The organism is Nocardia sp. NPDC060249 (assembly GCF_042728755.1).
Taxonomy (GTDB): domain Bacteria; phylum Actinomycetota; class Actinomycetes; order Mycobacteriales; family Mycobacteriaceae; genus Nocardia.
The window spans coordinates 315,263-340,201 of the sequence record NZ_JBHXAQ010000002.1 but is presented as its reverse complement, the minus strand read 5'-3'; the positions used below and the strand labels follow the sequence as shown (position 1 = coordinate 340,201).

Annotated in this window: 26 protein-coding genes; 11 read left to right on the top strand and 15 right to left on the bottom strand. The window is 67.6% G+C overall.

Going from position 1 to position 24,939, the window contains the following annotated elements; translation table 11 throughout:
- Positions 1-38: 38 nt before the first annotated feature.
- The 3 genes from ACFWFP_RS09185 to ACFWFP_RS09175 form a co-directional block, all read right to left on the bottom strand.
- Positions 39-1,313, bottom strand: a complete 1,275-nt coding sequence (locus ACFWFP_RS09185; RefSeq protein WP_379294207.1) for an aminotransferase class V-fold PLP-dependent enzyme — start codon at positions 1,311-1,313, stop codon at positions 39-41.
- A gap of 86 nt (positions 1,314-1,399) precedes the next feature.
- The gene (locus ACFWFP_RS09180; protein ID WP_379294205.1) at positions 1,400-1,834 is read right to left on the bottom strand and encodes a CBS domain-containing protein; all 435 of its coding nucleotides are present in this window, start codon (positions 1,832-1,834) and stop codon (positions 1,400-1,402) included.
- A gap of 87 nt (positions 1,835-1,921) precedes the next feature.
- Positions 1,922-2,110 (bottom strand): hypothetical protein, encoded by a 189-nt coding sequence (locus ACFWFP_RS09175; RefSeq protein WP_067445892.1) that lies wholly within the window; start codon positions 2,108-2,110, stop codon positions 1,922-1,924.
- Between the two features lie 352 nt (positions 2,111-2,462).
- On the opposite strand from ACFWFP_RS09175, the gene ACFWFP_RS09170 reads away from it, so the two are divergent.
- Together ACFWFP_RS09170 and ACFWFP_RS09165 are read left to right on the top strand one after the other, a co-directional pair.
- Entirely contained in the window at positions 2,463-2,696 is a 234-nt protein-coding gene (locus ACFWFP_RS09170) for a DUF397 domain-containing protein (RefSeq protein WP_056817490.1), read from the top strand.
- 18 nt (positions 2,697-2,714) lie between these two features.
- Entirely contained in the window at positions 2,715-3,599 is an 885-nt protein-coding gene (locus ACFWFP_RS09165) for a helix-turn-helix domain-containing protein (RefSeq protein ID WP_379294204.1), read from the top strand.
- 118 nt (positions 3,600-3,717) lie between these two features.
- Here ACFWFP_RS09165 and ACFWFP_RS09160 read toward each other — a convergent pair whose 3' ends face one another.
- The 4 genes from ACFWFP_RS09160 to ACFWFP_RS09145 form a co-directional block, all read right to left on the bottom strand.
- Entirely contained in the window at positions 3,718-3,963 is a 246-nt protein-coding gene (locus tag ACFWFP_RS09160; RefSeq protein WP_379294203.1) for a hypothetical protein, read from the bottom strand.
- A gap of 354 nt (positions 3,964-4,317) precedes the next feature.
- A complete protein-coding gene (locus ACFWFP_RS09155) occupies positions 4,318-4,971 on the bottom strand; it encodes an NAD(P)H-binding protein (RefSeq protein WP_379294202.1) in 654 nt (217 codons plus the stop codon).
- Positions 4,972-4,983: 12 nt separating this feature from the next.
- A complete protein-coding gene (locus ACFWFP_RS09150) occupies positions 4,984-5,466 on the bottom strand; it encodes a DUF2599 domain-containing protein (protein WP_379294201.1) in 483 nt (160 codons plus the stop codon).
- 75 nt (positions 5,467-5,541) lie between these two features.
- Positions 5,542-5,793 carry a hypothetical protein gene (locus ACFWFP_RS09145; RefSeq protein ID WP_379294200.1) on the bottom strand — a complete coding sequence of 84 codons (252 nt, stop codon included), beginning with the start codon at positions 5,791-5,793 and terminating at the stop codon, positions 5,542-5,544.
- A 274-nt stretch (positions 5,794-6,067) separates the two neighbouring features.
- Here ACFWFP_RS09145 and ACFWFP_RS09140 point away from each other — a divergent pair, with 274 nt between their 5' ends.
- The 3 genes from ACFWFP_RS09140 to ACFWFP_RS09130 all read left to right on the top strand — a co-directional run bounded on the left by ACFWFP_RS09140 (position 6,068) and on the right by ACFWFP_RS09130 (position 10,279).
- Positions 6,068-7,297, top strand: coding sequence for a lipase family protein (locus ACFWFP_RS09140; RefSeq protein ID WP_379294198.1), 1,230 nt, complete (start codon positions 6,068-6,070; stop codon positions 7,295-7,297).
- Positions 7,298-7,548: 251 nt separating this feature from the next.
- Positions 7,549-8,913 (top strand): lipase family protein, encoded by a 1,365-nt coding sequence (locus ACFWFP_RS09135; RefSeq protein WP_379294196.1) that lies wholly within the window; start codon positions 7,549-7,551, stop codon positions 8,911-8,913.
- A 184-nt stretch (positions 8,914-9,097) separates the two neighbouring features.
- Positions 9,098-10,279, top strand: coding sequence for an esterase/lipase family protein (locus ACFWFP_RS09130; RefSeq protein WP_379294195.1), 1,182 nt, complete (start codon positions 9,098-9,100; stop codon positions 10,277-10,279).
- Positions 10,280-10,347: 68 nt separating this feature from the next.
- On the opposite strand, the gene ACFWFP_RS09125 is transcribed toward ACFWFP_RS09130, so the two are convergent.
- Positions 10,348-11,574 (bottom strand): PucR family transcriptional regulator, encoded by a 1,227-nt coding sequence (locus ACFWFP_RS09125; RefSeq protein ID WP_379294194.1) that lies wholly within the window; start codon positions 11,572-11,574, stop codon positions 10,348-10,350.
- 184 nt (positions 11,575-11,758) lie between these two features.
- Between ACFWFP_RS09125 and ACFWFP_RS09120 the strand changes: the two genes are divergently transcribed.
- Positions 11,759-12,235: an HAD-IIIC family phosphatase gene (locus tag ACFWFP_RS09120; RefSeq protein ID WP_379294193.1), complete on the top strand. Its 477-nt coding sequence runs from the start codon at positions 11,759-11,761 to the stop codon at positions 12,233-12,235.
- A gap of 73 nt (positions 12,236-12,308) precedes the next feature.
- On the opposite strand, the gene ACFWFP_RS09115 is transcribed toward ACFWFP_RS09120, so the two are convergent.
- Entirely contained in the window at positions 12,309-13,187 is an 879-nt protein-coding gene (locus ACFWFP_RS09115) for a sigma-70 family RNA polymerase sigma factor (protein ID WP_379294192.1), read from the bottom strand.
- 114 nt (positions 13,188-13,301) lie between these two features.
- On the opposite strand from ACFWFP_RS09115, the gene ACFWFP_RS09110 reads away from it, so the two are divergent.
- Positions 13,302-13,646, top strand: coding sequence for a DoxX family protein (locus tag ACFWFP_RS09110; protein WP_379294191.1), 345 nt, complete (start codon positions 13,302-13,304; stop codon positions 13,644-13,646).
- A 46-nt stretch (positions 13,647-13,692) separates the two neighbouring features.
- On the opposite strand, the gene ACFWFP_RS09105 is transcribed toward ACFWFP_RS09110, so the two are convergent.
- The gene (locus ACFWFP_RS09105; RefSeq protein ID WP_379294190.1) at positions 13,693-15,282 is read right to left on the bottom strand and encodes a GMC family oxidoreductase; all 1,590 of its coding nucleotides are present in this window, start codon (positions 15,280-15,282) and stop codon (positions 13,693-13,695) included.
- 145 nt (positions 15,283-15,427) lie between these two features.
- Entirely contained in the window at positions 15,428-16,909 is a 1,482-nt protein-coding gene (locus ACFWFP_RS09100) for an FAD-dependent oxidoreductase (RefSeq protein ID WP_379294189.1), read from the bottom strand.
- Between the two features lie 182 nt (positions 16,910-17,091).
- On the opposite strand from ACFWFP_RS09100, the gene ACFWFP_RS09095 reads away from it, so the two are divergent.
- On the top strand, positions 17,092-17,583 hold the full coding sequence (locus tag ACFWFP_RS09095; protein WP_379294188.1) for a glutathione peroxidase: 492 nt from the start codon (positions 17,092-17,094) through the stop codon (positions 17,581-17,583).
- Between the two features lie 15 nt (positions 17,584-17,598).
- Here the strand turns inward: ACFWFP_RS09095 and ACFWFP_RS09090 are convergent, their stop codons facing one another.
- Genes ACFWFP_RS09090 through ACFWFP_RS09080 form a run of 3 tightly spaced genes read right to left on the bottom strand, consistent with a single transcriptional unit; the run spans position 17,599 to position 21,763 of the window.
- The gene (locus tag ACFWFP_RS09090; protein WP_379294187.1) at positions 17,599-18,816 is read right to left on the bottom strand and encodes a hypothetical protein; all 1,218 of its coding nucleotides are present in this window, start codon (positions 18,814-18,816) and stop codon (positions 17,599-17,601) included.
- Complete coding sequence (locus ACFWFP_RS09085) at positions 18,792-20,300, bottom strand: serine/threonine-protein kinase (RefSeq protein ID WP_379294186.1); 1,509 nt, start codon at positions 20,298-20,300, stop codon at positions 18,792-18,794. Before ACFWFP_RS09085 ends, ACFWFP_RS09090 begins: the two co-directional genes overlap by 25 nt.
- Positions 20,301-20,344: 44 nt before the next feature.
- The gene (locus tag ACFWFP_RS09080) at positions 20,345-21,763 is read right to left on the bottom strand and encodes an MFS transporter (protein WP_379294185.1); all 1,419 of its coding nucleotides are present in this window, start codon (positions 21,761-21,763) and stop codon (positions 20,345-20,347) included.
- A 184-nt stretch (positions 21,764-21,947) separates the two neighbouring features.
- Here ACFWFP_RS09080 and ACFWFP_RS09075 point away from each other — a divergent pair, with 184 nt between their 5' ends.
- Both ACFWFP_RS09075 and ACFWFP_RS09070 read left to right on the top strand, forming a co-directional pair.
- The gene (locus tag ACFWFP_RS09075; RefSeq protein WP_379294184.1) at positions 21,948-22,778 is read left to right on the top strand and encodes an SAM-dependent methyltransferase; all 831 of its coding nucleotides are present in this window, start codon (positions 21,948-21,950) and stop codon (positions 22,776-22,778) included.
- A gap of 106 nt (positions 22,779-22,884) precedes the next feature.
- Positions 22,885-23,508, top strand: a complete 624-nt coding sequence (locus ACFWFP_RS09070) for a hypothetical protein (protein WP_379294183.1) — start codon at positions 22,885-22,887, stop codon at positions 23,506-23,508.
- Positions 23,509-23,577: 69 nt separating this feature from the next.
- On the opposite strand, the gene ACFWFP_RS09065 is transcribed toward ACFWFP_RS09070, so the two are convergent.
- Positions 23,578-24,042 carry a polyketide cyclase gene (locus ACFWFP_RS09065; protein WP_379294181.1) on the bottom strand — a complete coding sequence of 155 codons (465 nt, stop codon included), beginning with the start codon at positions 24,040-24,042 and terminating at the stop codon, positions 23,578-23,580.
- 144 nt (positions 24,043-24,186) lie between these two features.
- Here ACFWFP_RS09065 and ACFWFP_RS09060 point away from each other — a divergent pair, with 144 nt between their 5' ends.
- A complete protein-coding gene (locus tag ACFWFP_RS09060) occupies positions 24,187-24,678 on the top strand; it encodes a hypothetical protein (RefSeq protein ID WP_379294180.1) in 492 nt (163 codons plus the stop codon).
- The last annotated feature ends 261 nt before the right edge of the window (positions 24,679-24,939 follow it).

The window sequence follows — 24,939 nt, the reverse complement described above, 5'->3', positions numbered from 1 at the left end:
GTTCCTCCTCGGCGTCGGGGGCTTGAAGGGCAGGTCGTTCAGCGCCCGTGTCCGGTGATACCGGACACGCAGGCGACGAATCGGTCGATCTCGTCGAGGGTGTTGTAGAGGTGGGTGCTCACCCGCACCGAACCGTTCCCGGCGTCGGCCGAGGGCACGCAGTGCGCTCCGGTCCGCACCAGGAAGCCGGCATCGGCCAGCACGAACCCGAGGTCGGCCGCGCTGATCGTATCGAGGGTGAACGAGACGATCCCGTAGCCGACGGCGCAGGCCGCGTGCGCGGGCCCGGGGAGGAAGTCGAGCCCAGCGACCTCGCGCAGTCCGTCGGTGAGCCGCAGGGTGAGTACCCGGTTGTGCTCGGCGACCGCGAAGCGGTCGAGCTCGTCGAGAAGGTCGAAAGCCGGTGCCAGGGAGAGGATCCCGGGAATGTTGTGGGTACCGCCTTCGAGTAGCTCGGGCATTCCGGTGCCGAGCAGACCGTTCTCGGTGATCCTGACCCCGGAGTTTCCGCCGGGCAGGAAAGGCCGCAGTTTGTCGTGTACCCGGCGGTGGCAGTACAGCAGGCCGGTGCCGGGCGCGCCGAACATCTTGTGCCCCGCGAAGACCGCGAAATCGGCACGCAGCGCGGTCACATCGACCGGCAGGTGCCCTCCGCTCTGCGAGCAGTCGAAGCACAGCAGGATCTCGGGGTCGATCCGGCCGTGCAATTCCTCGAGAGTGGTGAGCCCGCCGTACACGTGATGGAGGTGGCTGGTGGTGATCAGGCGGGTGCGCGGACCGACCTGCGCGAGGATGTCCTCGATATCGGCTTCCCCGGTCGCGGTGCTTCGATAGGGCCGCAACACGATGCGGCGGCCGAACCGGGCGAGGGTGTCGCGCAGGTGGTGCCACGGCAGCACATTGGCGGCGTGATCGGCGGGGTTGTAGAGGATCTCGTCGCCGTCGTTCAGCTCGGCCAGGCCCCAACTGTGCGCGATGGCGCCGAGTGCGGCGGTGGCTCCGCTGGTGAACACGATCTCGTCGCAGTGGTGCGCGCCGACAAAACCGGCCGCGCGGGTACGGACAGCGGCGATCCGCGCCGACAGCGCGGTGGCCCAGCCGTAGGTGCCCCGGCCCGCGTTGGCGGTGTGCTCGCGGTGGTAGCTGGTGACGGCCGCGATGACGGTGTCGGGCTTCTGTGTCGTCGCGGCACTGTCGAGATAGACCACCGCGGGATCGGTCAGGGCCGGAAACCGTGTGCGAACCGAGGCGGGCACCGGGGTGGGCGCGTGCCGGATCACCGAGGCGGCGAGCTCGGGCCGGACGGGGTGCACCTGCTCAACGATACGCACGTTTCTGGTACAGCTCGCGAAGAATTATCGGGCGCAAGGCTTTTCGGTGTCGCCGGTCGGCGTCGGGCTCAGTAGTTGCCCTGCAGGTACTCGACGAGATGTTCACGTTCGGCGGCCAGTTCGGTGATCTCGCTCTTCACCACGTCACCGATGCTGACGATGCCGATGAGCCGGTCGGACTTCACCACCGGCATGTGCCGGATCCGGTGCTCGGTCATCACATCTCGTAGTGAGGACACGTCCTCATCGGGCCCGCAGGTGCGAACCCGGGCGGTCATGATGTCGGTGACCGGCCGATCCAGCAGAGCGGCGCCGTGGGCGTGCAGATGACGCACCACATCGCGTTCGGAGACGATACCCGTGATCACGGCACCATCGGGGGAGACGACCACCGCGCCGATATTGTGGTCGGCCAGCGCCGCCAGCAGGTCGCGCACGGTGGTGTGCGGCGGCACCGTCGTGACCGCCCTGCCCTTGTGACGCAGGATCTCCGCTATCCGCATACGCGCACCACCTGTCCGGATCGGTCGTCGCCCACCAGCATGACCTGTCGGAACCGGCCTGACCAGCACGAAGACGTTACGACCGCACTATTCGTCGTCCAGCCCCGCAGACAGGTACGCGGCGGCGGCCAGCCACTGGCGACATTGCGGACCGTGGATGTCGTGTTGGCTCAGCATCTCGCGTGCCTGACGGTAGGTGAGCCCGTTCGGCTCGTCGCTACACGCCGTGGGCGGTGCGCCTGCGGCACCGAGGTGTCGCTGAAACGGACTGCTCATCGAGTCCCCTCCCATTCGGCGACGGGAGGCCTGCCCGGCTGGTGGAGCCGACGTACCTCCCGGTGATCTTGCGGCCTGAGTCTACGGGCGGTCCGTTTTCGAATGCAAGCACATCTGCACGCTCGTTGTGGCCGTGTCGGGTCGCGATGGGGTTGCGGCGCTTACGAATTCAGGGGGCTGGACGAGACGGCCGGCGCCTGGCCCCGGTCATGACGTCGGGTAAGTACCGACCGGTGCGCGGTGGCGTTTCGCGTGTTAATGTCCCCATCGCGCAAGGCAGATGCAAGAACGTTTGTGCGTGCATCTGCAACTTTCGTACCGGTGGGCATCATTCGACAACGAGGAGTGCGGTATGTCCGGAATGCAGCATGATCAGCGTGAACGCCCGGGAGACGGCGCGTGGCGCAAAAGCACCTACAGCAACCCCAGCGGCAACTGCGTCGAGGTCGCCGAAGCCGCCGACGGCTCGGTCGCCGTACGCAACTCGCGCGACCCGCAGGGGTCGGTGATCTTCTACACCCGGCCCGAGATCGACGCATTCATCCGCGGCGCGAAGGCCGGAGAGTTCGACTACCTCACCGGGTAATCGGTAGGATCTGGGTCCATGACGGCTGAACCCGACGAGATCGGTCGCGTACAACCTGTTGTCGACCGTGGCCCCACCGTGTTGCGTATCGCGCTAGGTGGCCAGTTGCGCAAGCTACGCGAGAGCAAAGGCATCACCCGCGAGGCCGCGGGCGATGCGATCCGCGGCTCACACGCCAAGATCAGCCGACTCGAGCTGGGCCGCACGGGTTTCAAGGAACGCGACATCCGGGATCTGCTCACGCTCTACGGCGTGCACGACCCGGTGGAACGCACCGCGTTCTTCGAATTGGCCAGGCAGGCAAGCGAGCCCGGCTGGTGGCATCGCTACAGCGATCTGCTGCCGTCGTGGTTCAGCACCTATCTCGGGCTCGAGCAGGCGGCCAGTCAGATCCGCACCTACGAGGCGCAGCTGGTACCCGGCCTGTTACAGACGCCGGAGTACACCAGGGCGATCGTCACCCTCGGTTTCGAGGACGCCGAAACCGACCGTCGGGTCCAGGTTCGGCAGTTACGCCAGGATGTCCTGCGCCGGGTCGACCCGCCGGTGGTGTGGGCGGTGATCGACGAAGCCGTACTGCATCGCCCGATCGGTGGGCGCGAGGTACACCGGGCCCAGCTGCGCTACCTGGCCGAGCTCTCGGAACTGCCGAACGTGACGGTGCAGGTGCTGCCGTACTCGGCGGGCGGGCACGCGGCGGCGGGCAGTTCGTTCAGTATTCTGCGCTTCGGTGAGCCGGAACTGCCCGACATCGTCTACCTCGAGCAACTCACCAGCGCGCTCTATCTCGAGCGTCGCCAGGACCTCGCGATGTATCTGTCGGTGATGGATCAGCTCAGCGTCCAGGCCGAACGGCCGGATCGCTCACGCGAGATTCTGTTGTCCTACGCGGAGCGGGACTGACGACACAGCGGGACTGACAGCACAGCGGTGCTGATCAGTCGGGTGGAATCGGGCACGGAGAACTGATCGAACTACGCGCAGGGGGCGGGCCAGTCGATCCGCGGGTACCGATTCGTTGTCAGTACCGGATACAGCCGGCGGCGATACGCCAGAAAGTATCGGGACTCAACGTTTGCAGATCCCAGTCATCGGCCAGTTCGTGTGCGGTGGTCACGATCCGGTCGATATCGAAATCGTTGCGGGTCGCCGCGCCGGTGGATTCCACGGCATCGATGACGAAGGCGACCGCGCTTTCCCTCGACCATCGTGCAGTGCCGGGATGGGCGCGATCAGCGAGGCCGAACCGGCCCGTGGTGTTATTCATGTAAATGCCCCTGTGCTACTCAGGCAGTGGCAAACCCAAGGCAATCCTGGCCCCGGGTGTACCGCTCGCGGCCTCCCCTGACTATCCCCTGAATTGTGTTGCGGCCCTGAGTTTAGGACGGGGGGACTTTCAGATGCAAGCACATCTGCACGATCGATTCCGTCTCGATGCGGTGCATTTCCCCGCTTCTGAGCGGCGAATCCAGGGTGGCGTCACCACCTCCGTCATGCGTGCTGCTCGAATAGTGGCGTGACCGGCGGATCGCTGCGTCCATCGGGAGACGACAATGCGGCACGAGTTGCCGGCAGTCGCGGCCGAGGGGCGAAAAATAGTGCGATAGTTAATTTATGGCTATCAAATTGCCGCGATAGCTGTCTCGATCGGAAGTGACCCGGAGACCAGCTCGAGTGTGCGCCGAAAAGTATTGTCCGCGACCAAGATCGACGCGAGCGTCGCGGCGACATCGGCGCGCGGCACCGAATCGCGCGGAATCGGCGGCGGTCCGAGCGTGATCAGACCGTTGCCTTCGGTGTCGGTGAGCCGGCCCGGTCGCAGGATCGTCCAATCCAGCTCGCGAGTCCGCAGGTCCTCCTCGGCACGGGTCTTGGCATCGATATAGGCGGCCCACACCTCATCGGTCCCCGGCGCGGGCGGGCTGCCTGCACCCATTGTCGAGATCTGCACGAACCGCGCGACGCCCGTGTGCTCGGCGGCGTCGGCCAGCTGTACCGAACCGTTGAGGTCGACCGTGTACTTGCGCGCGACACCGCTGCCCGCGCCCGCGCCGGCGGCGAAGACCACCGCGTCCGAACCGGCGACCGCGGCCGCGAGGTCGGCGGGGGTGTCACGTTCCATGTCGTAGATCACCGGCACGCCGCCGGTCGCGGCGATATCGGCGGCCTGGCCGGGTTCACGGATGAGCGCGTGGACGTGATCGCCGCGCCGGGTCAGTGCCTGGGCGAGCAGGAGAGCGATTTTGCCGTGTCCACCGGCGATGACGATGCGCATGGGATGCTCCTATCAGCGTTCGGGGCCGCCGGGATTGCAGTTCGCCGCCACCGTGGCCTGATAACCGACGTCGGGGCGCCACGGTTCGAGATTCCAGCTCGGCTTGTCGGGCGCTACCATCCTGGCCCAAACCCAGTGACAAACGAACTGGTCGCGCATGCCCGGCGCGTCGGCGTCGGCGTCGAGGGCGCGTACTTCCTGCCACGCCAGTTCATCGGTGCCGGGCGCGGCGGTTTTGCGGCCCGCTTGGGTGGGGAAGACGAGCAGGCGGGGGCCGTCGACGTTCTCGGTCCAGGTCACGTGGTCGATGAGGGGCAGGCCCGCGTAGGGGTCGACGGTGGTGGTGGGCGGTGCGATGGTGGCGGGCACCCGCTTGGTGGTAGTTACCGGGGCGGTGGTGCTCGGCGCAGTGGCTACCTCCGTGGTGTCGGCCGAGCCGCAGCCGGTGAGGACGGCCACCGTGGCCAGTGCGAGCGGGAACTGCCACCGTGTCACGAATGCCCTTTCTGTCACCGCGAGCCGCGCCCGCCGTGCCAGCCTAGTGCGGACGGCGCCTCGGTGCCGCGAGCGTCAGTGCCACAGCGACCGGCAGGGCAACCGGCGCAGGCCGGGGCCGACGTTGCCGTCGACGGTCACCAGCAGGCCCGAATGTACGGCCGCCGAGGTGAACTCCCAGGCCTCGGCCTGGGTCGCGGAGTATTGCAGGACCAGTGCGTCCTCGGGGGTGGGACCGTCGAAGTAGACCGTGATCCGCCGGGTCGGTATCTCGCTCGGGTCGATGCGGTGGAGGGTGGCGGCGATGTTCTCGTCGGTGGGAATCATGGCGTGCTCCTTTCGCCCCGGCACTGGTGAGCGCCTTCCTACTCGACGGTAGGTCCTGCACCATCGAGAGGAACACGTTCCGATTTCGCTTGGAGATCTCACAATCCACCTGTCGCCGTGGCGGTGCGTCCGCATATCGGCGTGCTGCCTCCGGTCACAACCGCACCCAGGCGAGGTTGTGAGCTCCGCCGATGTTCGCGGCGACCCGTCGACGAGGTGCCACGGTACCGGCGAAGATCGGTCTCGACAGCAGCGACACGGGAGGGACAGCCGCATGATCCGGTTAGCCGCGGCACGACAGAGCCGGCCGGGCCGAACACTATTGATCTGTTTGGCGGCAGCGGTGCTCACCGTGGTCCCCGCCGCGGCGGGCCACACCACACCGCTGTATCCGACCGCCGACCCCGACCCCTTCTACAGCCAGCCCGCCGGCCTCGCCGAGCACAAGCCCGGCGACGTACTCGGAGTGCGGCAGATGCCGCCGCTGGCCATGTTCCCCGACGCGACCATCACCCTGATCCAGTTCCGCTCCACCAATTCCGCGGGCGAGCCGATCGCCGCGACGACGACGGTGCTGCAGCCGAACAACCACCGCACCGACGCCCCCGTGCTGTCCTACCAGCACATCATCAACGGACTCGGCACACGCTGCTCGGTCTCCAAGGTCCTCTACACCGACGACCCCGACCTGATGGTGCGCGAGGCAGTCGCCTGGAACTACGCGCTCGCGCGCGGCTGGACGATGGCCGTGCCCGATCACCTCGGACCCAATTTCGCCTATGGCGCAGCGAAATTGGGTGGCCAGGTGACCCTCGACGGCATCCGCGCGGTGCGCCGGGTCGAGCAGTTGCGGGTGGCCGGCAGCCGGGTCGCGATGGCCGGGTACTCCGGTGGCGGCATGGCGACAGCGTGGGCAGCGGCGCTGCAGCCCGAGTACGCGCCCGAGCTCGAGATCGCGGGTGCGGCGATGGGCGGAGTGCCGATGAACCTGGTGTCGATGCTCGAGGGCCTCGGTTTCGGTTCGCATCCGGTGTTCGGTCTCGCGCTGGCCGCGGGGATCGGGCTGGAACGTGAATACCCCCAGCGGTTCCCGATCAGCGATCAGATGAATGCCAGCGGTTTGGCCGCCCGCGCGTCGATCCGTGACGCCTGCACCAATGACATCCTGGGGGCGGGAGCCGGGCGCGGCATCCTCGACTTCGCGGCCACCACCTCACTGGTGCAGGATCCCGAAGCCCGCGCCGTGGTGGAGGAGAACAGCCTCGAGCTGTATCAGGGCGCGCCGACGATGCCGGTGTTCGAATGGCATTCGCCGATCGACGGCCTCATTCCGGTCGACGCGATCACCGCCACCACCCATCGCTGGTGTGCCGCGGGTACCGAGGTGGTCAGCCAGCAGACACCGACCCCGGACCATCTGACCGCAGCGGTGCTCGGCCTGCCTTCGGCGCTGAGCTGGCTCGACGCCCGGCTGCGGGGGGAAGCGGCGCCCAGCACCTGCTGAGCAGGTTTCTCTCGGCCCGGATCCGCTCGCCCCGAGGCGAATCCGGGCCGATTCGCGCCGTCGCGGTCGATTCTTGTTGCGATACAGCGGCATTGCGCACACGACTCGGGCACAACGCCGAAGTCCGTTCGCCCCGCACCGTAGCGTGAAGGATCTGACGACGGCGCGGTGGGGGAGTTTCGGCGGGGGTCGGAGCACCGCATGGTGGCACGTCATCGACGAATCCGTTGCCACCCGAAGGCGTGTGTGCCATGAGATCTGTTCGAGTACTTATCGGTTCGATGCTGCTGCTGTGCTCCTGTGCGGTCGGCACCGCGGCCGCCGAGCCGCCGCCGACCCAGGAATTCCCGGTGCCGCAGGTGGGGACACCCGGTTTCCTGCCCGATCTGCAGCGCTGGATCGACCAGGTGATCCCCTCGCCGATCCCGGTGAACGCCGCCGATCCGGCGGCCGAACTCACGGCACTGCACGCGGCGGTGCTCCCGTCGCCGGTCGGCGATCCGATCTTCGATCAGTGGCCGGCCGGGCTCGACGAGTTGTCGCCCGGCGATCTGATCGAATCCCGCGACGTCACCGCGTCCGCGGCCTGGTTGACCCTGGTTCCCATCCGTTCGGCGACACTGCTGAAGTTCCGCACCGACGACGCCCACGGCAGACCGTCCTACGCCACCGCGACCCTGATCGTGCCCGCCACCGAGTGGACCGGGCCGGGGGATCGTCCTGTGCTGGTGAACAACCTGCCGATCGACGCGCTCGGTCGCGAGTGCACTCCCGGCTACTCACTGGCGCACGGCCTGACAACGCAGTCGAGCGCGACAGAGTTCATTCCGCCGACCACCCAGCTGGCGGTCCTGCGCGGATACGCCGTCCTGGTGCCCGACCACGAGGGCCCGTGGATGGCCTACGCCGAACCGTATGTCGCCGGGCACGCGGTGCTCGATGCGATCCGGGCGGTGCGTGGTGTCGACCCCGCGGCCTACGGCGACAGCCGATTCGCGATGACCGGCTATTCCGGGGGCGCCATCGCCACCCACGGTGCGGCCAAACTGATCGATTCCTACGCACCGGAACTGGCCGACGCCATCGTGGGCGCGGCACTGGGCGGCGTGCCCGCCGACTTCGAAATCCTGTCGCGCAGTATGAATGCCAACCTCGCGTCCGGAATTTTTATGGCCGCGACCTTCGCGATCGGCCGGGAGCGACCCGAAATCCTCGCCGCGATGAACAATCTCGGGCGCTGGGTCACCACCTCGATTATGAAAGATACGTGCGCCAGCGTGTTCGCGGTGCCGGGAATCTTGCACCTGCCGATCGATGTGGGCGCCAATATTGCCGACCCGCTGCGTTCGGAACTGGCCACCGACATCTACGAGATCACCCGGATGCAAGGAATGCGGTCGTCGACTCCGCTCTACATCTACAACGGCGAGCAGGAGTGGTGGATTCCCGCCGAGGGTGCGCGCAATCTCTACGATGAGCAGTGCGAACTCGGGGCGAACGCGGTGTATCGCGGGGTGCTCGGTGAGCACATCATCGGCGCGGCGACCGGCTATCCGGAGGTGATGCTGTGGCTCGACCAGAGACTTCTCGGAGTCGCGGCGCGTAGCGAGTGCTGAATATTTTCCTGTGCCCTGTCATGGCAGTTTTCGAGGGCCTGTGGTGACCTACCCAGACCGCGCGTGACAATCGTCTCGTAAGGAATTCTGCGGCTTATGTTTTGGGCGGTTTCGACAAGCCATTCGTTCTCCCGGCAGAAAAGGGCGGCGAATATTCGAATCGCACAGGAAGACAAGTCAACACATGAAATCTCCCAGTCGCAGGCGCACGCTGCACACGGCGGTATTCGCCGGAGTCGGCGCCCTCTCCATGGTGCTCACCGGGCCGGGGGCGAGCGCGGCTCCTGCCTCGGCGCCGACCGAGCAGGATCTTGCCGGCATCGTCTCCGAAGGTCGGCAGGTCGCCGGGTCCGGGTCGGCGTGCACCTCCGGCAGTGGCGCCGGATCCGGTAACGGGTCCGGCGACTGCTACGGCGGTTCGGGTTCCAGCTCGGGTTCCTCGGGTGGCTATTCCTCCGACCCCGGTGCGTACGGACCGGCGTCGACGGCGTTCCTCGCCGCGTTCGCCTACGGTCTCGGCAACCCCGATGCTGCCGCGCCCGGGACGAACGACTGGAACTGCAAGCCGACCGCGCAGCATCCGCGCCCGGTGGTGTTGTTGCACGGCACCTGGATGAACGCCTACAACGGTTACGCCTACATGGGTCAGCCGATCAAGGACGCAGGCTACTGCACGTTCACGTTCAACTACGGCCGGTCCAATATCGTCGAAGGCGGCGGGCTCGGTTCGTTCCTGCCCGGCGTGATGGGCACCGGCTATATCCAGGATTCGGCGAAGCAGACCGCGGCGTTCGTCGATCGCGTGCTGGCTGCGACCGGCTCCGACGAGGTCGACATCATCGCGCACTCGCAGGGTGGGTCGATGGCGAACTGGTACACCAAGTTCGAGGGCGGCGCGGCCAAGGTCAACAAGCTGATCACCTTCGGCGCCACCCATCACGGCACCAGCCTCGACGGCATCGGCGCCCTGGGTCGCATGGTCAACAACCTGGGCATCGACATCCTGGGTCCGATCGAGATCTTCGTCGGCCACGCCGGTATCCAGCAGACAATCGGCTCGGATTTCGTCAACAACCTCAATGCCGGCGGTGACACCGTCGCCGGTGTCGACTACACCATCGTCGGCACGCGATACGACGAGGTGACCAATCCCTACGAACTGACCTTCATGAAAGCGGGCCCTGGGGCCACGGTCCACAACATCACCCTGCAGGACGGCTGCGAACAGGACATCTCCGATCACCTGACGATGATGTACTCGCCGCGGGCACTCTCGATCGCGTTGCGCGCGCTCGACCCGGTGCAGAACCCGCAGTTGACCTGCGCGTTCAACCCGTGGCTGGTCGGTGGCGGCGGCTCACTCTGACCCGCGGGCGCTGAGAACGACGAAGGCGCTGCCCACCATGGTGGGCAGCGCCTTCGCCGTATTCGGGATCAGGCCGCAACGGAGCGGTAACTGCGCGCGACCAGCGCGGAACGCAGGTACCACAGCCCCGAGGGCTGGGTGGGATCGAAACCGGTGAGCTGGCCGATGCGCTTGAGCCGGTAATCGACCGTATTGGTGTGCACGTGCAGCACACGAGCGGTGCGCTGACGGTTGAGGTTGTTGGCGATGTGGCGCTGCAGGGTCTCGAGCAGCTCGGGGTACTGATCCAGCGGATCCAGCAGCGAGCCGAGGAATTCGCGGCCGGGGCCGGGACGGGTCAGCTGGTATTCCAGGGCGAGCTCGTCGAAGCGGTACAGACCCGAGGTCACTTCGAGGCGCTGCACCATGTCCAGCAGTTCGTGGGCTTGGTCGGCGGCATCGGGGACCCCGGTGGTGCTCGTTTCGACCATCGCGGCGGTGATGCCGACCTGGGCTGCCTGGGAGAGCTGGGCGACCAGCGCGGTGAGACCCTCACGGTCGAAGGCGTCGGCGGGGATCAGCACCGTCCCGCCGTCGACGCTGAGCAGCGACAATGCCGAGTCGCCGCAGCGCTTGGCCAGTTCGGCTTGCACCCGGCGCAGCTTGCGGCGGGCGACGACCTTCGAATCCAGCGCCGGGTTGGCTTCTTCGCGGTGCTGGGGGATAGCCAGGGCGAAGACCGCGTAGGTCTCGGCGATGGTGATGCCGCATTCGCGGGCCATCGTCGAGGTGCTGTGTCCGCCGAGCAGGGCCGAGGTGAGGGTGTGAACGGCGGTGTGGTGCTCGCTGACCACACCGCGCAGCTCGCGCACATAGGCCAGCGAGATCTGGGCGGTGATGGTGTCGAGCAGCTCCATCACGACCTTGACGCCGCCGACCAGACTGTCGAAATCCTTGCCCGACGCGCTCGATACCACGAGGTCGAGGCCGATTTTGAAGCCCTCGGCGATCGAGTGGTGGATCGTGTCGATCGGCACGCCCTCCCTGGCCCACGCCCCCGCCGCGTCCTGCAGGCGCTGTAGCTGGCTCGGGACGTCACGCCCGTCGAGCATGCCGACGGCGAATTCCAGGCAGATCCGGGTGATCGTGGTCACATCGCCGGAGATGGCGTCACCGGGCAGCGTGCCACAGGGTGCGACGGTAGCGACGAAATGGCCGACCATCTGCCGCGAGAGTGCGCGAACGTCTTTGAGTGGCAACGACATCGGTTTGCCCGAGACGGTCAGCGACGGTCGGGGTGGATTGTGGACGGACATCTGTGTTCCCTTCGCCAGTTTCGGCTGTACCCCCCCGCTGTCCAGCGAACCCCACCCTAACGAACTACAAACGAAACCGGAATGGATTGTCAGGTTCTGGGTAGGGGGCCCACCCCCGGCCGCCGCCGCAGTGACGGATCACAAGTCTGGTTCTTCGCTATCAGTGGTTGTAGAGTTCAGCGCCATGCGACCTGCCGTCCGTTGTCTGGTCTGGGAACTGGACGAGACCCTGTGGGAGGGTGTCGTCCACGACGAGACCGGCACCACGCCGCGCCCACCGGCACTGCGCACGCTGACGAAACTGAGCGAGCGCGGTGTGCTCCATGCTGTCGCCGCGCGCGGTGACCGAGCCAGAACCATGCACACGCTGTACCGCCACGGTCTGTACGAGATGTTCTCGGCGGTCGAGGTGGGCTGGGGGCGCAAGTCCGCCTCGATCGTCCGCATCGCCGGCACCCTGGGCCTCGGTCTGGACTCACTCGCGTTCGTGGACTCCGAGCCGGTCGAACGCGCGGAGGTCTCGCGAGCACTGCCGATGGTGCGTTGCTACGCGGCCCGCAATGTCGACGTGCTGCCGTTGCTCCCGGACTTCCGCCACGAACTGCGTTCGGGCCCCGTGCCGACTCCACCGTTGGGGTTCGCCCGCGTTCCTGCCTTCTGACGTGATCGATGCATCGGCTGCGCCGTTGCATCGAGTGCCGAAACGGGGAAGTTCGGGTGCTTCGCGGCCCTGATCAGGGAATCAGCGACAGGGTGAGCGCGGCCAACCGATCCGGCGCGGCCACCACGTCGTAGGCCGTGATGCGCCCACCGCGGACGAGGAACGTCACCACGAAATCCGGTCCGCCGGCCCCCGGCACCACCAGTCCGGGCGTGCCGTCGACGAGCACCAGCACCGCGTCGCGCGAACGTCGCCGCAGCGCGAGCGCGCCCTCGGCCACGGCGCGGGCGCCGCGCACGACCAGGGCCATCCCGGGTGACAGCGCCGCCGGGTCGGCGGTGCGCACCACATCCGGTGCGAGCACCGCGAGCAGACCGCCGAGATCGCCCTCTCGGGCAGCCTGCACAAAGGCCGTCACCGCGACCTGGTGCGCGAGCAGTTCCGTCGGCTCGGCCTGTGCGGGCGCGTGCACACGCAGCCGGGCCCGGCTGGCCATCTTCTTGGTGGTGGCCGGCGTGCGCCCGAGCATCGGCGCGATCTCGGCGAACGGCACCGCGAACAGATCGTGCAGCACGAAAGCGACACGTTCCTCGGGGCCCAGCGTGTCGAGAACGACCAGCAGCGCCCGCCCGACGGAATCCGCCCGCAGCGCTTCGGTTTCGGGATCCACGCCGACGCCGGTCGCCACCGCAACGGCGGTCTCGGGGGCCGCGACCTCGGCGCGACGGGTACGGGCGCGCAGCATATCGAGGCAGATCCGCGACACCACTGTGGTGAGCCAGCCGTCGAGATCGGCGATCTCGATGTCGGTCTTGGCCAAGCGCAACCACGCCTCTTGGACCGCGTCCTCGGCCTCGGCTCCCGAGCCCAGCATCCGATAGGCGACGCCACACAGGCGATCGCGCCGTTGTTCGAACGCGCGCGCCGCTACTTCGCCCCGGTCAGTGCGCATCGGTCACCTTTCGCTCGCGCCGGTCGTCTCTCCGAGGACGGCACTCGCTGTCCCGTCACGGCTGTCTCCACCATGACAGAGGCGCCGATCACCGAAACCGGAGGATCTGATCCGATGCACACCACTTATCTCGTCGTCACCGTGCTCGCGGCCGTCGCTGCCTTGGCGGCCGCGTTGGTCGACGTCGTTCGCGCCGACTGGGTACGCGAGAACATGCGCCATTACGGCATCGCGCCCTGGACGCTCACGCCGCTGGCCCTGATCAAAGCGGCGGGTGGACTCGGTCTGCTCGCCGGTCTGGCCTATCGGCCGCTGGCGGTGGCAGCCGCAGCCGGGCTCGTGCTGTATTTCGTCGCCGCCGAATTCACGGTGTTGCGAGCGCGTCGGTACGCGGATCTGGGCTATCCGCTGCCGTACCTGCTGCTCGCGGCCGCGTCGCTCGGCCTCGCGGGAGCATGAGTGGTGATGGTGGCGCGCCGTTGCCAGCACGCCACCATCACCTCCGTCAGGCCTCGGCGAGGATGAAGTCCGCGGCCTGTTCGCCGATGAAGATGGCGGGGGCGTTGGTGTGGCCGCGGATGATCAACGGCATCACCGAGGCGTCGGCGACGCGCAGCCCCTCGACGCCGCGGACCGTCAGGTCCGGGGCGACGACGCTGGCGGCGTCGGTGCCCATCCGGCAGGTGCCGACCGGGTGGTACAGGGTGTGCGAGAACTGTTCGATGGTCAGCGCGATGGCCGCCTCGAGATCCTCGGGTGCCTCCGGCGGGTAGATCAGCGCGCCGAGCGCGCTCTTGAGCGCGGGCTGCGCGGCCAGCCCGGCGCACACCCGAAGTCCGGCGGTCAGCGCGGCCCGGTCGGCACCCTCGGCATCGGACAGATACCGCGGATCGATCACCGGCTTGGCCGTCGGATCGGCCGAGGCCAAGCTGATCTTGCCGCGGCTGCGGGGGCGGAGCAGGATCGCGCCGAGCACCACACCGTGTTCGGTGGCCTCGACCAGACCCTCGTGATAGAACGGCGCCGGAGCGTAGATCAGCTCCAGGTCGGGGTGCTCGAGGTCGGGCTCGCTGCGCACGAAACCGTACGCCTCACCGACATTGGAGGTGAGCATGCCGCGGTGGCGGACCAGGTAGTTGATCAGTTCGAGTGGCTTCTCCGCGGTGAACAACGAATCCGAGTCCACGCTGTAGCCGAGCGCCGAGATGAGGTGGTCCTGCAGGTTCGCGCCGACCTCGGGGGAGTGCGCGATCACCTCGATGCCGTGTTCTTTCAGCTCGTCCTGATCGCCGATGCCCGAAAGCTGCAGCAGCTGAGGGCTGTTCACCGCGCCACCACACAGGATGACCTCGCGATTCGCGGTCACGGTGCGGGTCTGCTCGCCGTTGCGGTACTCGACGCCCACGGCTCTGGTGCCCTCGAACAGCACACGGGTGGCCAGCGACTCGGCCAGCACGGTCAGGTTCGCCCGCTTCATCGCCGGACGCAGGTACCCGTCGGCCGTGCTCCAGCGCCTGCCGTCGCGCTGGGTCACCATGGTCTGGGTAAAGCCCTCGGGCGCGGGCCGGTTCGCCGATTCGAGTTCGTGGCCCGCCTGGCGCGCGGCCTCGAGGAACGCGTGCGTCGAGGCGCGCGGGCTGCGCTGGCGCTGCACGTGCTGGGGACCCTTGGATCCTTCGTCGGGGAACTGTGCGTCCTGGACGTTCTCGATCTTGCGGAACTGTTCCACCGCGGCGGCGAAGTTCCACTTCTCGCCTGCCAGCAGCCCCCATTCCTCGTAGTCGGCACGGAAACCACGCACCCACATCATCGCGTTCATCGAGGACGAGCCGCCGAAGGTCTTGCCGCGCGGCCAGTAGATCCGCCGGTCGCCGAGTTCGGCCTGCGGCTCGGTCAGATAGTCCCAATCACGCTCGCTGCGAAACAGTTTCGAGAACGCGGCCGGGATATGGGCGAACTTGTCGTCGTCGTCCGGACCTGCCTCCAACAGCACGACCGTGGTGCTCGGGTCGGCGCTGAGCCGATTCGCGAGCACCGCCCCCGCGGATCCGGAGCCGACGATCACGTAATCCGCGGACGTCCCACCTGCTTGCACTGTCCAACTCCGATCTGCACTTCGTCTGTCGTTCGGCGCGCCTGCTCCCCGGCGTGAAAAGACCGTGAGCCCAGCCGGACTGGTCGTCGGGCGTGACGCTGCAAGCAGAGTACTGACGAAACCTCCGTGGTGGGTCGTCCGCGGTTCAGCCCGCTGCCGCCGCTTTGCCCGCGCGACGGCCGTAGAAGCTGCCGTCGCCGAGCGAGGCCCCGCTCACATAGCCGTACGCGCACAGCCCGGACGTGCAGCGACCCGCCGCGAACAGGCCCTCGATCGGCTCACCGCTCACGTGCAGCACCCGCGAATCCAGGTCGGTGCGCAGCCCGCCGAGGGTGAACCCGGCGGTGAACCCGCGCAGATCGAAGCAGGCGAGCGCCCCGGTGATCGGACGCACCCATTCGGGTTTCTTGCCCAGCAGCGGATCGGTGCCGTGCTCGGCGTGCTGGTTGTAGGTGGCGATGGTGGTCTGCAATGTCTGTGCGGGCAGCCCCATCTCGGCCTCGAGTTCGGCGACCGTCTCGGCGACCCACTTGGGCTGGAAGCGGAAGAACGGGGTGGCGCTCTCGGTCGCGAGCGCCTCTTCGAGCGAGGTCTCGTCGATGATCAGGAACGCCTGGTTGTCGTTCTGCAACAGCGTCGCCTGACCGATCCGGCCGGGGTAGGTGTCTTCGGTGACGTAGCGCTGACCGCGTCCGTTGACGAGAATCCCGCGCGCCATCATCTGCGGATCGCCGAAGATGGCCACTTCACTGGCGTCCATGTGCGCGAGCTCGGCGCCGAGCGCCTGAGCCAGCCGGATGCCGATGCCGTCGTGTTCCTCGATGGCCGCGCCGGGCCTGCCGCTCAAGCGCGGGGTGTAGCGGTCGATCATCTCGGTGTCGTAGGCGAAGCTGCCGGTGGCCAGGACGACACCCCGCGCGGCCCGCACGGTGACGGGCTTGCCGTAGGTGGTGGCCAGCACGCCCACCACCCGGTCCTCGTCGTCGACGACCAGCCTGCGGATGCGCGTGTCGTACTCGACGTCGATGCCGAGCTCGGCGACGGTGTCGGCCAGCGGCTTCATCAGCATGTAGCCGCCGCTGCGCTTACCGATCTTCTTGCCCGCCAGCTCCGGAACGTGGCCGCGCGGAGCGGGTTCGGCGATGTCGAGGAACGGCGCGGCGTTCTCGCCGCCGGAGTACATCAGGCCTTCGTCGTGTGGGGGCTCCCAGCCGGGCTCGCCCCAGAACGACTCCTTGAACGGCACACCGCAGTCGACGAGCCAGTTGTAGTGTTCGACGCTGCCCGCGCAGTAGTCGTTGATCTTCGCCTCGTCGACGCCGGGTCCGAGCGCGGCGGTGAGGAAGGCCGCCATGTTCTCCGGGGTGTCGTCGAATCCGAGCGCCTTCTGCAGCGGTGTGCCGCCGCCGAGGTAGACGAATCCGCCCGCCAGCGCCGCCGCGCCGCCCCAGCCTCCGGTCCGTTCCAGGATGAGGACCTTCGCGCCCGCTCGCGCGGCCTCGATCGACGCGCACACGCCGGCGATGCCGAATCCGGCCACCACCACATCGGCTTCGAAATCCCACTGCGTCACCTCGCTCGCGCGCAGCGGGCGGACGGTATCGATCCGATGTGGCTGGTCGCTCACGGGCTTCCTCCGGTGCTTCGGGGTGCGGGCATCACCGCCCGTCCTTAGGAATGGTGCCGCGAACGGCGCGACAAAACAAGAACGTGTTACAGATTCTCTCGCCCAGCGGGACACTTGCGCGCCGATCGGGCTCCGGTACGGTGGCGATCGAACCGACATAGACGAGATCTGGTGGTGATGTGATGAGCGCGAACATTCGAGACATTGCGGTGCAGACCCTGGCGGGCGAGGACACCACACTGGGTGAGCTGGCTGGCGAGCGAGCAGTGCTGCTGGTCAACGTGGCCTCCAAGTGTGGCCTGACCCCGCAGTACGGCGCCCTGGTGGAACTGCAGAAGACCTACGGCGAGCGCGGTTTCACCGTGATCGGCTTCCCGAGTAACCAGTTCATGGGTCAGGAGCCCGGCAGCGCCGAGGAGATCCAGGAATTCTGCTCGGTCACCTACGGGGTCGACTTCCCGCTGCTCGCCAAGGCCGATGTCAACGGCGACGACCGGCACCCGCTCTACGCCGCGCTGGTCGAGACCGCCGACGCCGAGGGCGCGGCGGGCGACGTGCAGTGGAACTTCGAGAAGTTCCTCGTCGGTCGCGACGGCACGGTCGCGGGGCGGTTCCGCCCGCGCACGGCTCCCGACGCCGCCGACGTCGTCCAGGCGATCGAAGCCCAGCTCTGAGCTGGATCAGCTGAACTACTGAGCGTTCGCCAGCAGCGCGTACTGTGCCGCTGCCTGCTGGCGAACTCCGGCGGGTTCGGCGCCGCTGACGAACGCGCCGTAGCGCCGGTAGCTCACATAGCAGCGGGTCAGCGCGGGCGCAGTCCCGGCGCGGCGCTCCGCGCACCGCGCCTGCGGCAGGTCAAGGGGCGGTGCGACCGGGTGCGCGGCCGCGCTGAGCGTGTTCTGCCACGTGGTGCCGAATGCGAGGGCTGTGGCGTCGTCGCGGAACCGGAACAGGGTGGTGCTGTAGGAATTCGCCACGCTGTCCACGCCACCGCGATCCCAGGCCGCGCCGAGCTCGGCGGGTTCGGCGGGGCGGTAGTGCAGGCCCGCACGGCCCGGCCACGCCGCGAACTCCCGCGAGGAGATCGCGATCTGCTGATTGGCTGGCCCGGGAATCAGGATGCGGCGCAACAGATCATCGGGATCGCGGGGTAGCTCGGCGATCCGGTCGGATGCGGTCGGGGTGAACTTGTCGAGCAAGGTTGTCTGGGCGTCCAGAATCGCCGCGACGCGTGTGGCCAGCGCGTCGATATCGGGCGAGGGATGCTGGAGAAACAAGCTCACCACGATCTCGCCGTGGGCGAAGGTGGCCCCGATCGTCTTGATGCCAGGCCGCCAATGCGCGTGTGCGGCAGCGTAACCGGGGATCGGTACCGGCTGGTTGTCCGGACTCACCCGGAAGTCGGTCGCCTCGAGTTCCCGTGCCGCATCCGCGGCTGTGTGTGCGCCGGGAAACCGCAACAGCACCACCCTGGTGATCCGCGCGTCGGTCTCGATCGCCGGTTTCGCCTTGTCGAAAGCCTGGCTGCCCTCGGCGACGTCGAAGGCGACGATCATCCGATGCCGTTCCAGCACGGGAAGATTCACATTCGAGATCGCCGAGGTATCGGCAGCTCGTCGTGGTGTGTCCAGGACATCGGTGCCCCAGCTGTGGGTCAGCGCCGGATCGACCTCGTGCGGGAACACCACCGCGCCCGCCATCCGCAGACCTTCCAGAATCGGCCCGTCCGTGGACTTTCGGCCCGCCTCGAGATCGGCGGGCGCCGTCGTGTAGCTCCCCACGTCGAGCGAGCGGACATCGATCTCACCGGGTGTCGCGGCGCCCTGGACGGTGCCACAGCCGACGAGCAGTACGGCGAGCGCGCCCAGCGTCAGTCGCGCGGTCACAGCGGTGCGGTGCTCAACCATTGGTCGATCATCTCCTGATGGGTGTGGCCCTTCCAGTACACCTGGAGCAGCACAGTCGAATACGGCGCGGCGTCGAATCGCACCAGCAGCCATGGTCCGGTGGAGCCGTTGAAACTGTGCACGGTCAGCGGTCTGCCGTACCGCGACCGCGGCTGTTGGGTCGCCCCGGCGGGCACAGTCGCGACGAACCGTTCGACGGTGCCGGGATCCTTGTGGGCCAACACCTGCACCTGCAGGCCCTCGCGGTCGGTGCAGTCGAACCCCGTGTCCCACACCGCCTCCGGGCTCTTGGTCGCGAAACTGCACCGCAGTCCCCGATACCCCGCGCTGTCCGGATTCGCGGGCAGCAGGTCGGGAAACATCGCGATCGTCGGACGGGCCGCCGCCCACGCGTGGACGGTGGTGGCCGGCGCGGCGGTGGTACTCGCCGGAACGGCACCGGTGTCCACGGAACCTCGGATCGTCAGGACCACCGTGGCGATCGCGATCATGACGGCCACCCCGAGTGCGCCCGCTACCCACCACGCCGCGTTCCCTCGACGCGCCCCCGCATCGGTGGCGAAGTGTGCCCGGCCTCGAGCCGGGTAGTCGACCGGCTGCGCAGACCCGCCGAGGCCGGTCATCGGACGCGCCGGAGCGGTTCCCGTGGTCAAGGCTGTGCACGCCGCCGCGACCATCTCCGCGCAACTGGCGAATCGGTGCTCGGGATCCTTGGCGAGGGCCCGCGCGAACACCGCGTCCACCGCGGTGGGCATACCCGCCACGATCTCGCTGATCCGCGGCACCGGGTGCATCAGATGCGCACCGATCAACGCCCCAGCATTGGTCGCGGTGAACGGTGGCCGCCCCGCGAGCAGGTGAAACAGCGTGCACGCCAACGAATACTGGTCCGACCGCGGGCCCGCGGCGCGCCCGTCGAGCTGTTCGGGCGCCGCATACCGCAGCGTGGCCACCAGCGTCCCGGTCCGGGTCAGCGCCGTGCCCTCGTCGAGGGCCTTCGCGATGCCGAAATCGGTGAGCAGCACCCGCTCACCGCCGCCGCCCGCACTCTCGCTCAGCAGAATATTGGCAGGTTTGACATCGCGGTGCAGGAGCCCGGCCGTGTGCGCGCAATCGAGAGCTTCCGCCGTCGACCGGGCGATGCGCAACGCGCGCTGCGGCGCCAAAGCTCCTGCCCGCAGCGCCGTTTCCGCGTCGCTGCCCGCGATGTACTGCATCGCGATCCACAGCCGCCCGTCCTCGCTGCCGCGGTCGTGGATCGCCACGATATTCGGATGGTCGAGGCGCCCCGCGAGATCGGCTTCCCGCTCGAATCGCCCACGGAACACCGGATCCGCCGAATACGCGGAGTGCAGCAATTTCACCGCGACCAGTCGCGGCAACCGCGGGTGCCGGGCGGCGTACACACTCCCCATCCCGCCCGCCCCGAGCACCCGCTCGATTCGATAACCGGCGAAAATGTCACCGGCCCTGAGCTCGTGCATGGTGTCACGCTAGCTCAGGACCGATGGCCCCGCGATCAGCACACTCAGCGGCGGATCCCGCGCACCGCCAGCGCGGCCGAGGCCGCGGCCGCGAGTGTGGTCGCCGCGCAGATCAGATGCACGACCGCGACCGCGCCCGCCGCCGATGACGCGGTCGTTCCCACCAATGCGAAGAACACCGACCCGATGCTCGCGATCCCGGCCACGGTCCCCAGTTGCACACTGGTGACGAGAATGCCGCTGGCGTCGGCGGCCAGCGTCACCGGCACCGCGGCCAAAGCCCGTGTCATCAACGGGCTGAACGCCAGGCCGTTACCGAGGCCGAACACCCCGAACGCGATCGATGCCGCGACGCCGATACCCGCGCCGTCGCCCAGCAGCCACGCCAGCCAGACCAGCGAGGCCGCGCTCATCACCAGCCCGAACGGAATCATCCTCGCATGCAGCGTGGCCGGAACGCGGTGCCAGGACAGTCCGGCCACGGCGAACGTGACACCCATCGGCACGAATTGCATGCCCGCTCGCAGCGCGCTGTAGCCGAGGTCGCTCTGCATGTGGAGGGCGCTCACGAACAGCCAGCCGCCGAAGGTCCCCATCACCATGAGCAGGGTCGCGGCGGTGGCGAGCAGACCGGGCGCGCCGAGCGCCTGCGGCGCGAACAGGGGATCGCGACCGCGCCCGGCGATCGTCCGCTCGACCAGAACGAACACGGCGATCCCGAGCACGCCCGCCCCGAGACACAGCCATGACCACCCCGGAAACCCGAGCTCGCGGCCGAGCACCAGCGGCACGACCAGCAACAGCACGGTGGCCGTGAGCGTCACCAACCCCAGCCCGTCGACCGTTCGATCGGTGCGGGCGACGGTGACCGGGAGGACGCGCGGCGCCAGCACCAGCAGCGCGATGCCGATCGGCACGTTCACCAGGAACACCCCACGCCAGCCGGTGCCGCCCAGATCGGCGTCGACGATCAACCCGCCGAGGATCTGGCCCGCCAGCAGGCCACCGGAGACGATCGCGGCATAAATGCTCAGGGCCCTGGCGCGCGCCGTCCCGGTGAACGTGCGCTGGATCAGCGTCATCACCTGTGGCGCCATCGCGGCCGCCCCGACACCCTGACTGAAGCGGAACACGATGAGCGACACCTCGTTCCACGCCAGCCCACACGCGAGCGAAGCCAGTGTGAACCCTGCCAGGCCCGCGATGAAGGTGCGTCGCTGCGTGAATCGCTCACCCAGGCGCGCACCACCGATGAGCAACACCGCGTACGCGATCACGTACCCGGCGACGATCAATTGCAGCGCGGCTCCGCCGGTATCGAGGCTCGAGCGAATGGACGGAACGGCGACATTGACGATGGAGCCGTCGAGCACCGTCATGAACTGGCCGGTGAGGATGACGACGAGCACGGCGATCGAACGCCTGCCCGTCGCCGAATCGGGCACCGGGGCTGGTTTGAGCATCTGGATCATGCTCAGATCCTGGGATCGGACGCACAGGAGGAATAGGAGTCCACTGATACGGGTACTCCGGGTACCCGGCTCGCGGCTTTGTCCCGCGGGGAGGCGGAATGGCTTGTCTGCCAACGAAATCGATGCTCTAGGCTTGAATCGTCCAGTCGGTTCCGATGCTCGAAAGGCGCTCTCGATGTCGCATTCTTCTGCCGCCTACCCCAGCGCTGTTCCGGTCGGGGTGGACACCACCCGTGCGAGTATCGCGCGCGTCTATGACGCCGCGCTCAACGGCAAGGACAACTACGACGTGGATCGTCAGGTGCTGGACCAGGTCCGCACCGTCGCCCCGCAGGTCAACGACCTGGCCTGGGCCAACCGGGATTTCCTGATCCGCGCCTGCCGGTTCCTGGCCAGGGCGGGCATCGAGCAGTTCCTCGACCTCGGATCAGGTCTGCCCACCGCGGAGAACACCCACCAGGTGGTCCAGCGGGTGAACCCCCAGTCCAAGGTCGTCTACGTCGACAACGACCCGTCGGTTCTGGTGCACGCGCAGGCATTACTGGCCAGCAACAGCCGCACCCGCATCGCCGAAGCCGACATCTTCCGTCCCCTGGAAGTTCTCGGCAACGAGACGGTCCGCCGCGAACTCGACTTCACCCGACCGCTGGCCCTGTTCCACATCGGCACCCTGCACCACTACCTCGGCGACGACGGCCCTGCCCTGATGCAGACCTACATCGACGCACTGCCCTCGGGCTCGTTCGTCGCGATCGCCCACTTCCACGACCCGGAAACCGCCGAATACAGCGAGCTGGCCCGGAAAATGGAAGAGAAGTTCATCCACAGCCCGATGGGCAGCGGCCGCTTCCGCACCCGCGACGAAATCCAAGCCATGTTCGGCACCCTCGACATGGTCGAACCCGGCCTCGTCCGCTGCGACGACTGGTGGCCCGACGGCCCCCACCTCACCCCCCTCTCCGACGTCCGCCACTGCATCGTCGGCGGCATCGGCCGCAAACCGTAGTCCGGCTTCGGCGAGTTCCGTCGATCGTGCTAACTCCGCGACGTGATGTGGCGACATAGCGGTTATGCCTCCCAGCTCTGATGACGTCGAAAAGATTGTGCGGTACGTGAAGTCGCTCGGTCTCGTTCCGTGCGAGGCCGAGCGGCGATGGGACCACATCGGCGCGGTGATCGTCGATGCGTCGCTGCAACCCCGAACGACGTACGCGACCGTGGTTCTCCCACGGGTGCGGGATGTGATCGCTCAGTGGCCCGAAGCGGTGGTGCTGTCCGGGTTCCGCCGTCGACTCGATACCGATGATCTGGCCGGATTCCTCAGGTGGAGTGAGCGATCACGCAAGCTCACCGTCATCACTGAACTCACCGCGACCCTGGGCGAACTGGGGATCGAGACGGTGCACGAGTTGGCGGACTGTTACGACGGCAGTGACTGCGAACTGCAGACTCGGCGGGCTCTGCGCCGTGTCAAGGGTGTGGGCCCCAAAACCGTTGACTACATCGCGATTCTGGTCGGCTCGAACCGCTGTGTCGCTGTCGACAGGCACGTCGCCGCATTCGTTCGCGCGGCCGGCGTGGGTAGCGGTGGTGGTTATGATGCGATCAAGGCCCTCGTCGTCGAGGCCGCGAGCGAATTGGGGTGCACGGCAGGCGCGCTCGACGCGGCGATCTGGAAGTACATGAGCGATTCGGATCGGCGTTCGAGTCCCGGGCACTACATTTCAGCGCGCTGACGAGGTACAGATCCTCGGTGACCATCGAAGAACCCGCACCCCGTCGGTGGCATTGCCGGATAAGCGGGGCTATTTCTGGATGGTGCGGGCGAGGATGCCTAGTGTGGCCCGTAGCGCGGACTCGGGGATGATCGGGAAGATGGCTGCTTCGCGGTAGCGGGGCGCGATCCTGCTCCAGTCGTAGTACGAGGTGACCAGGGTGCCGGTGTCGCTGGGCTCGAGGCGATAGCCGTACAGGTGCTCGATCGGCGGTTTGATGGTGCCCGAGATCGTCCACTCGAGATGCTTGTCCTGCTCGAATTCGGTGATGATCACGGTGACGTCGTATTTGCCCATCGGGAGGTCGTTGAGAGACTCGCGATCCATGTGCACGATGAACTCGTCGCCGACGCCGGTGACGGGCTTACCCTCCGCCGATTGCAGCATGCCCGAACTGTCGATGGCTACGTGCCCTTCCGGGGAGCACAGCAGGGTGAAGATTTCCGAGGGTGATGCGGGGACCTGCCGCTGCACTTCGAACCGTTCTACCGTCATGCCGTCCACCCTCGCATACTCGGCGTCGATGCGGCTGCCGCTGAACCGAACCGCTACGGGCAGCAGGAGCTGACTCGCTGGTGTCACCTCGGTGATGTGGCCGGTGGGCGGGCGATCGATGGCGTCGGACGCGGCGACCTCGTCGTGGGAGGGGGCTTGGTCGTCGTCGGCGATGTGGTCGTCGGTGCCGCCGGCGTTGTAGATGCCGCCGGTGACCGGGATGTCGTGGTCGGACTCGTCGGAATTGTGGTTGTCGTGGTGCTGGTTGGCGCTGTCGTGGTGGCGGTCGGCACCGTCGTCGTGGTGGTTGGCACCGTGGTGGTGGAAGTGACGGTGCTGGCCGACGGATCGGCAGACACCGTCACCGTGCTCGGATCGGCTGTCACCGTGATCGTCGACGGATTGGTCGGCGTCATGGTGACGGTCACCGTGGATACCGAGGTCGAGGCGACGGCACCCGGGTCCTGCACACCGGACGTGTCCTGGATCGAAAGGCTTGCCGTGGCAGAGAAACTCGCGCTCACCGAAACAACCGTCGAGTTCGGTGCCGAAACATCCGTCGTCGTTTCCGACGCGGCGGCCGTGCTCGTGGAATCGGGCTCCGGCGGAGCCGGCTCCGCATCGGTAGCGGTGTAGGAACCCGGGACGTCGGCCGGTACGGCGACCGCGCTCGGTGTCTCGGGTGTCGTGCTCGTGATCATCCCGCCGGACTGACTTCGGTCGGCGATGTCGTCGGAAGTCCGGACGGTGGGTTCGCCCGCGAAGGCCTGCGCACTGTTCGCAGATACAGGCGGACTCGAATCCGCGCGCACCACGAGCGTGATCCCGATAACCGCGGTCGCCACTGCGGCCGCCACGCCCACACGCGACATCTGCCGCCGGAACCGATCGGTTGAT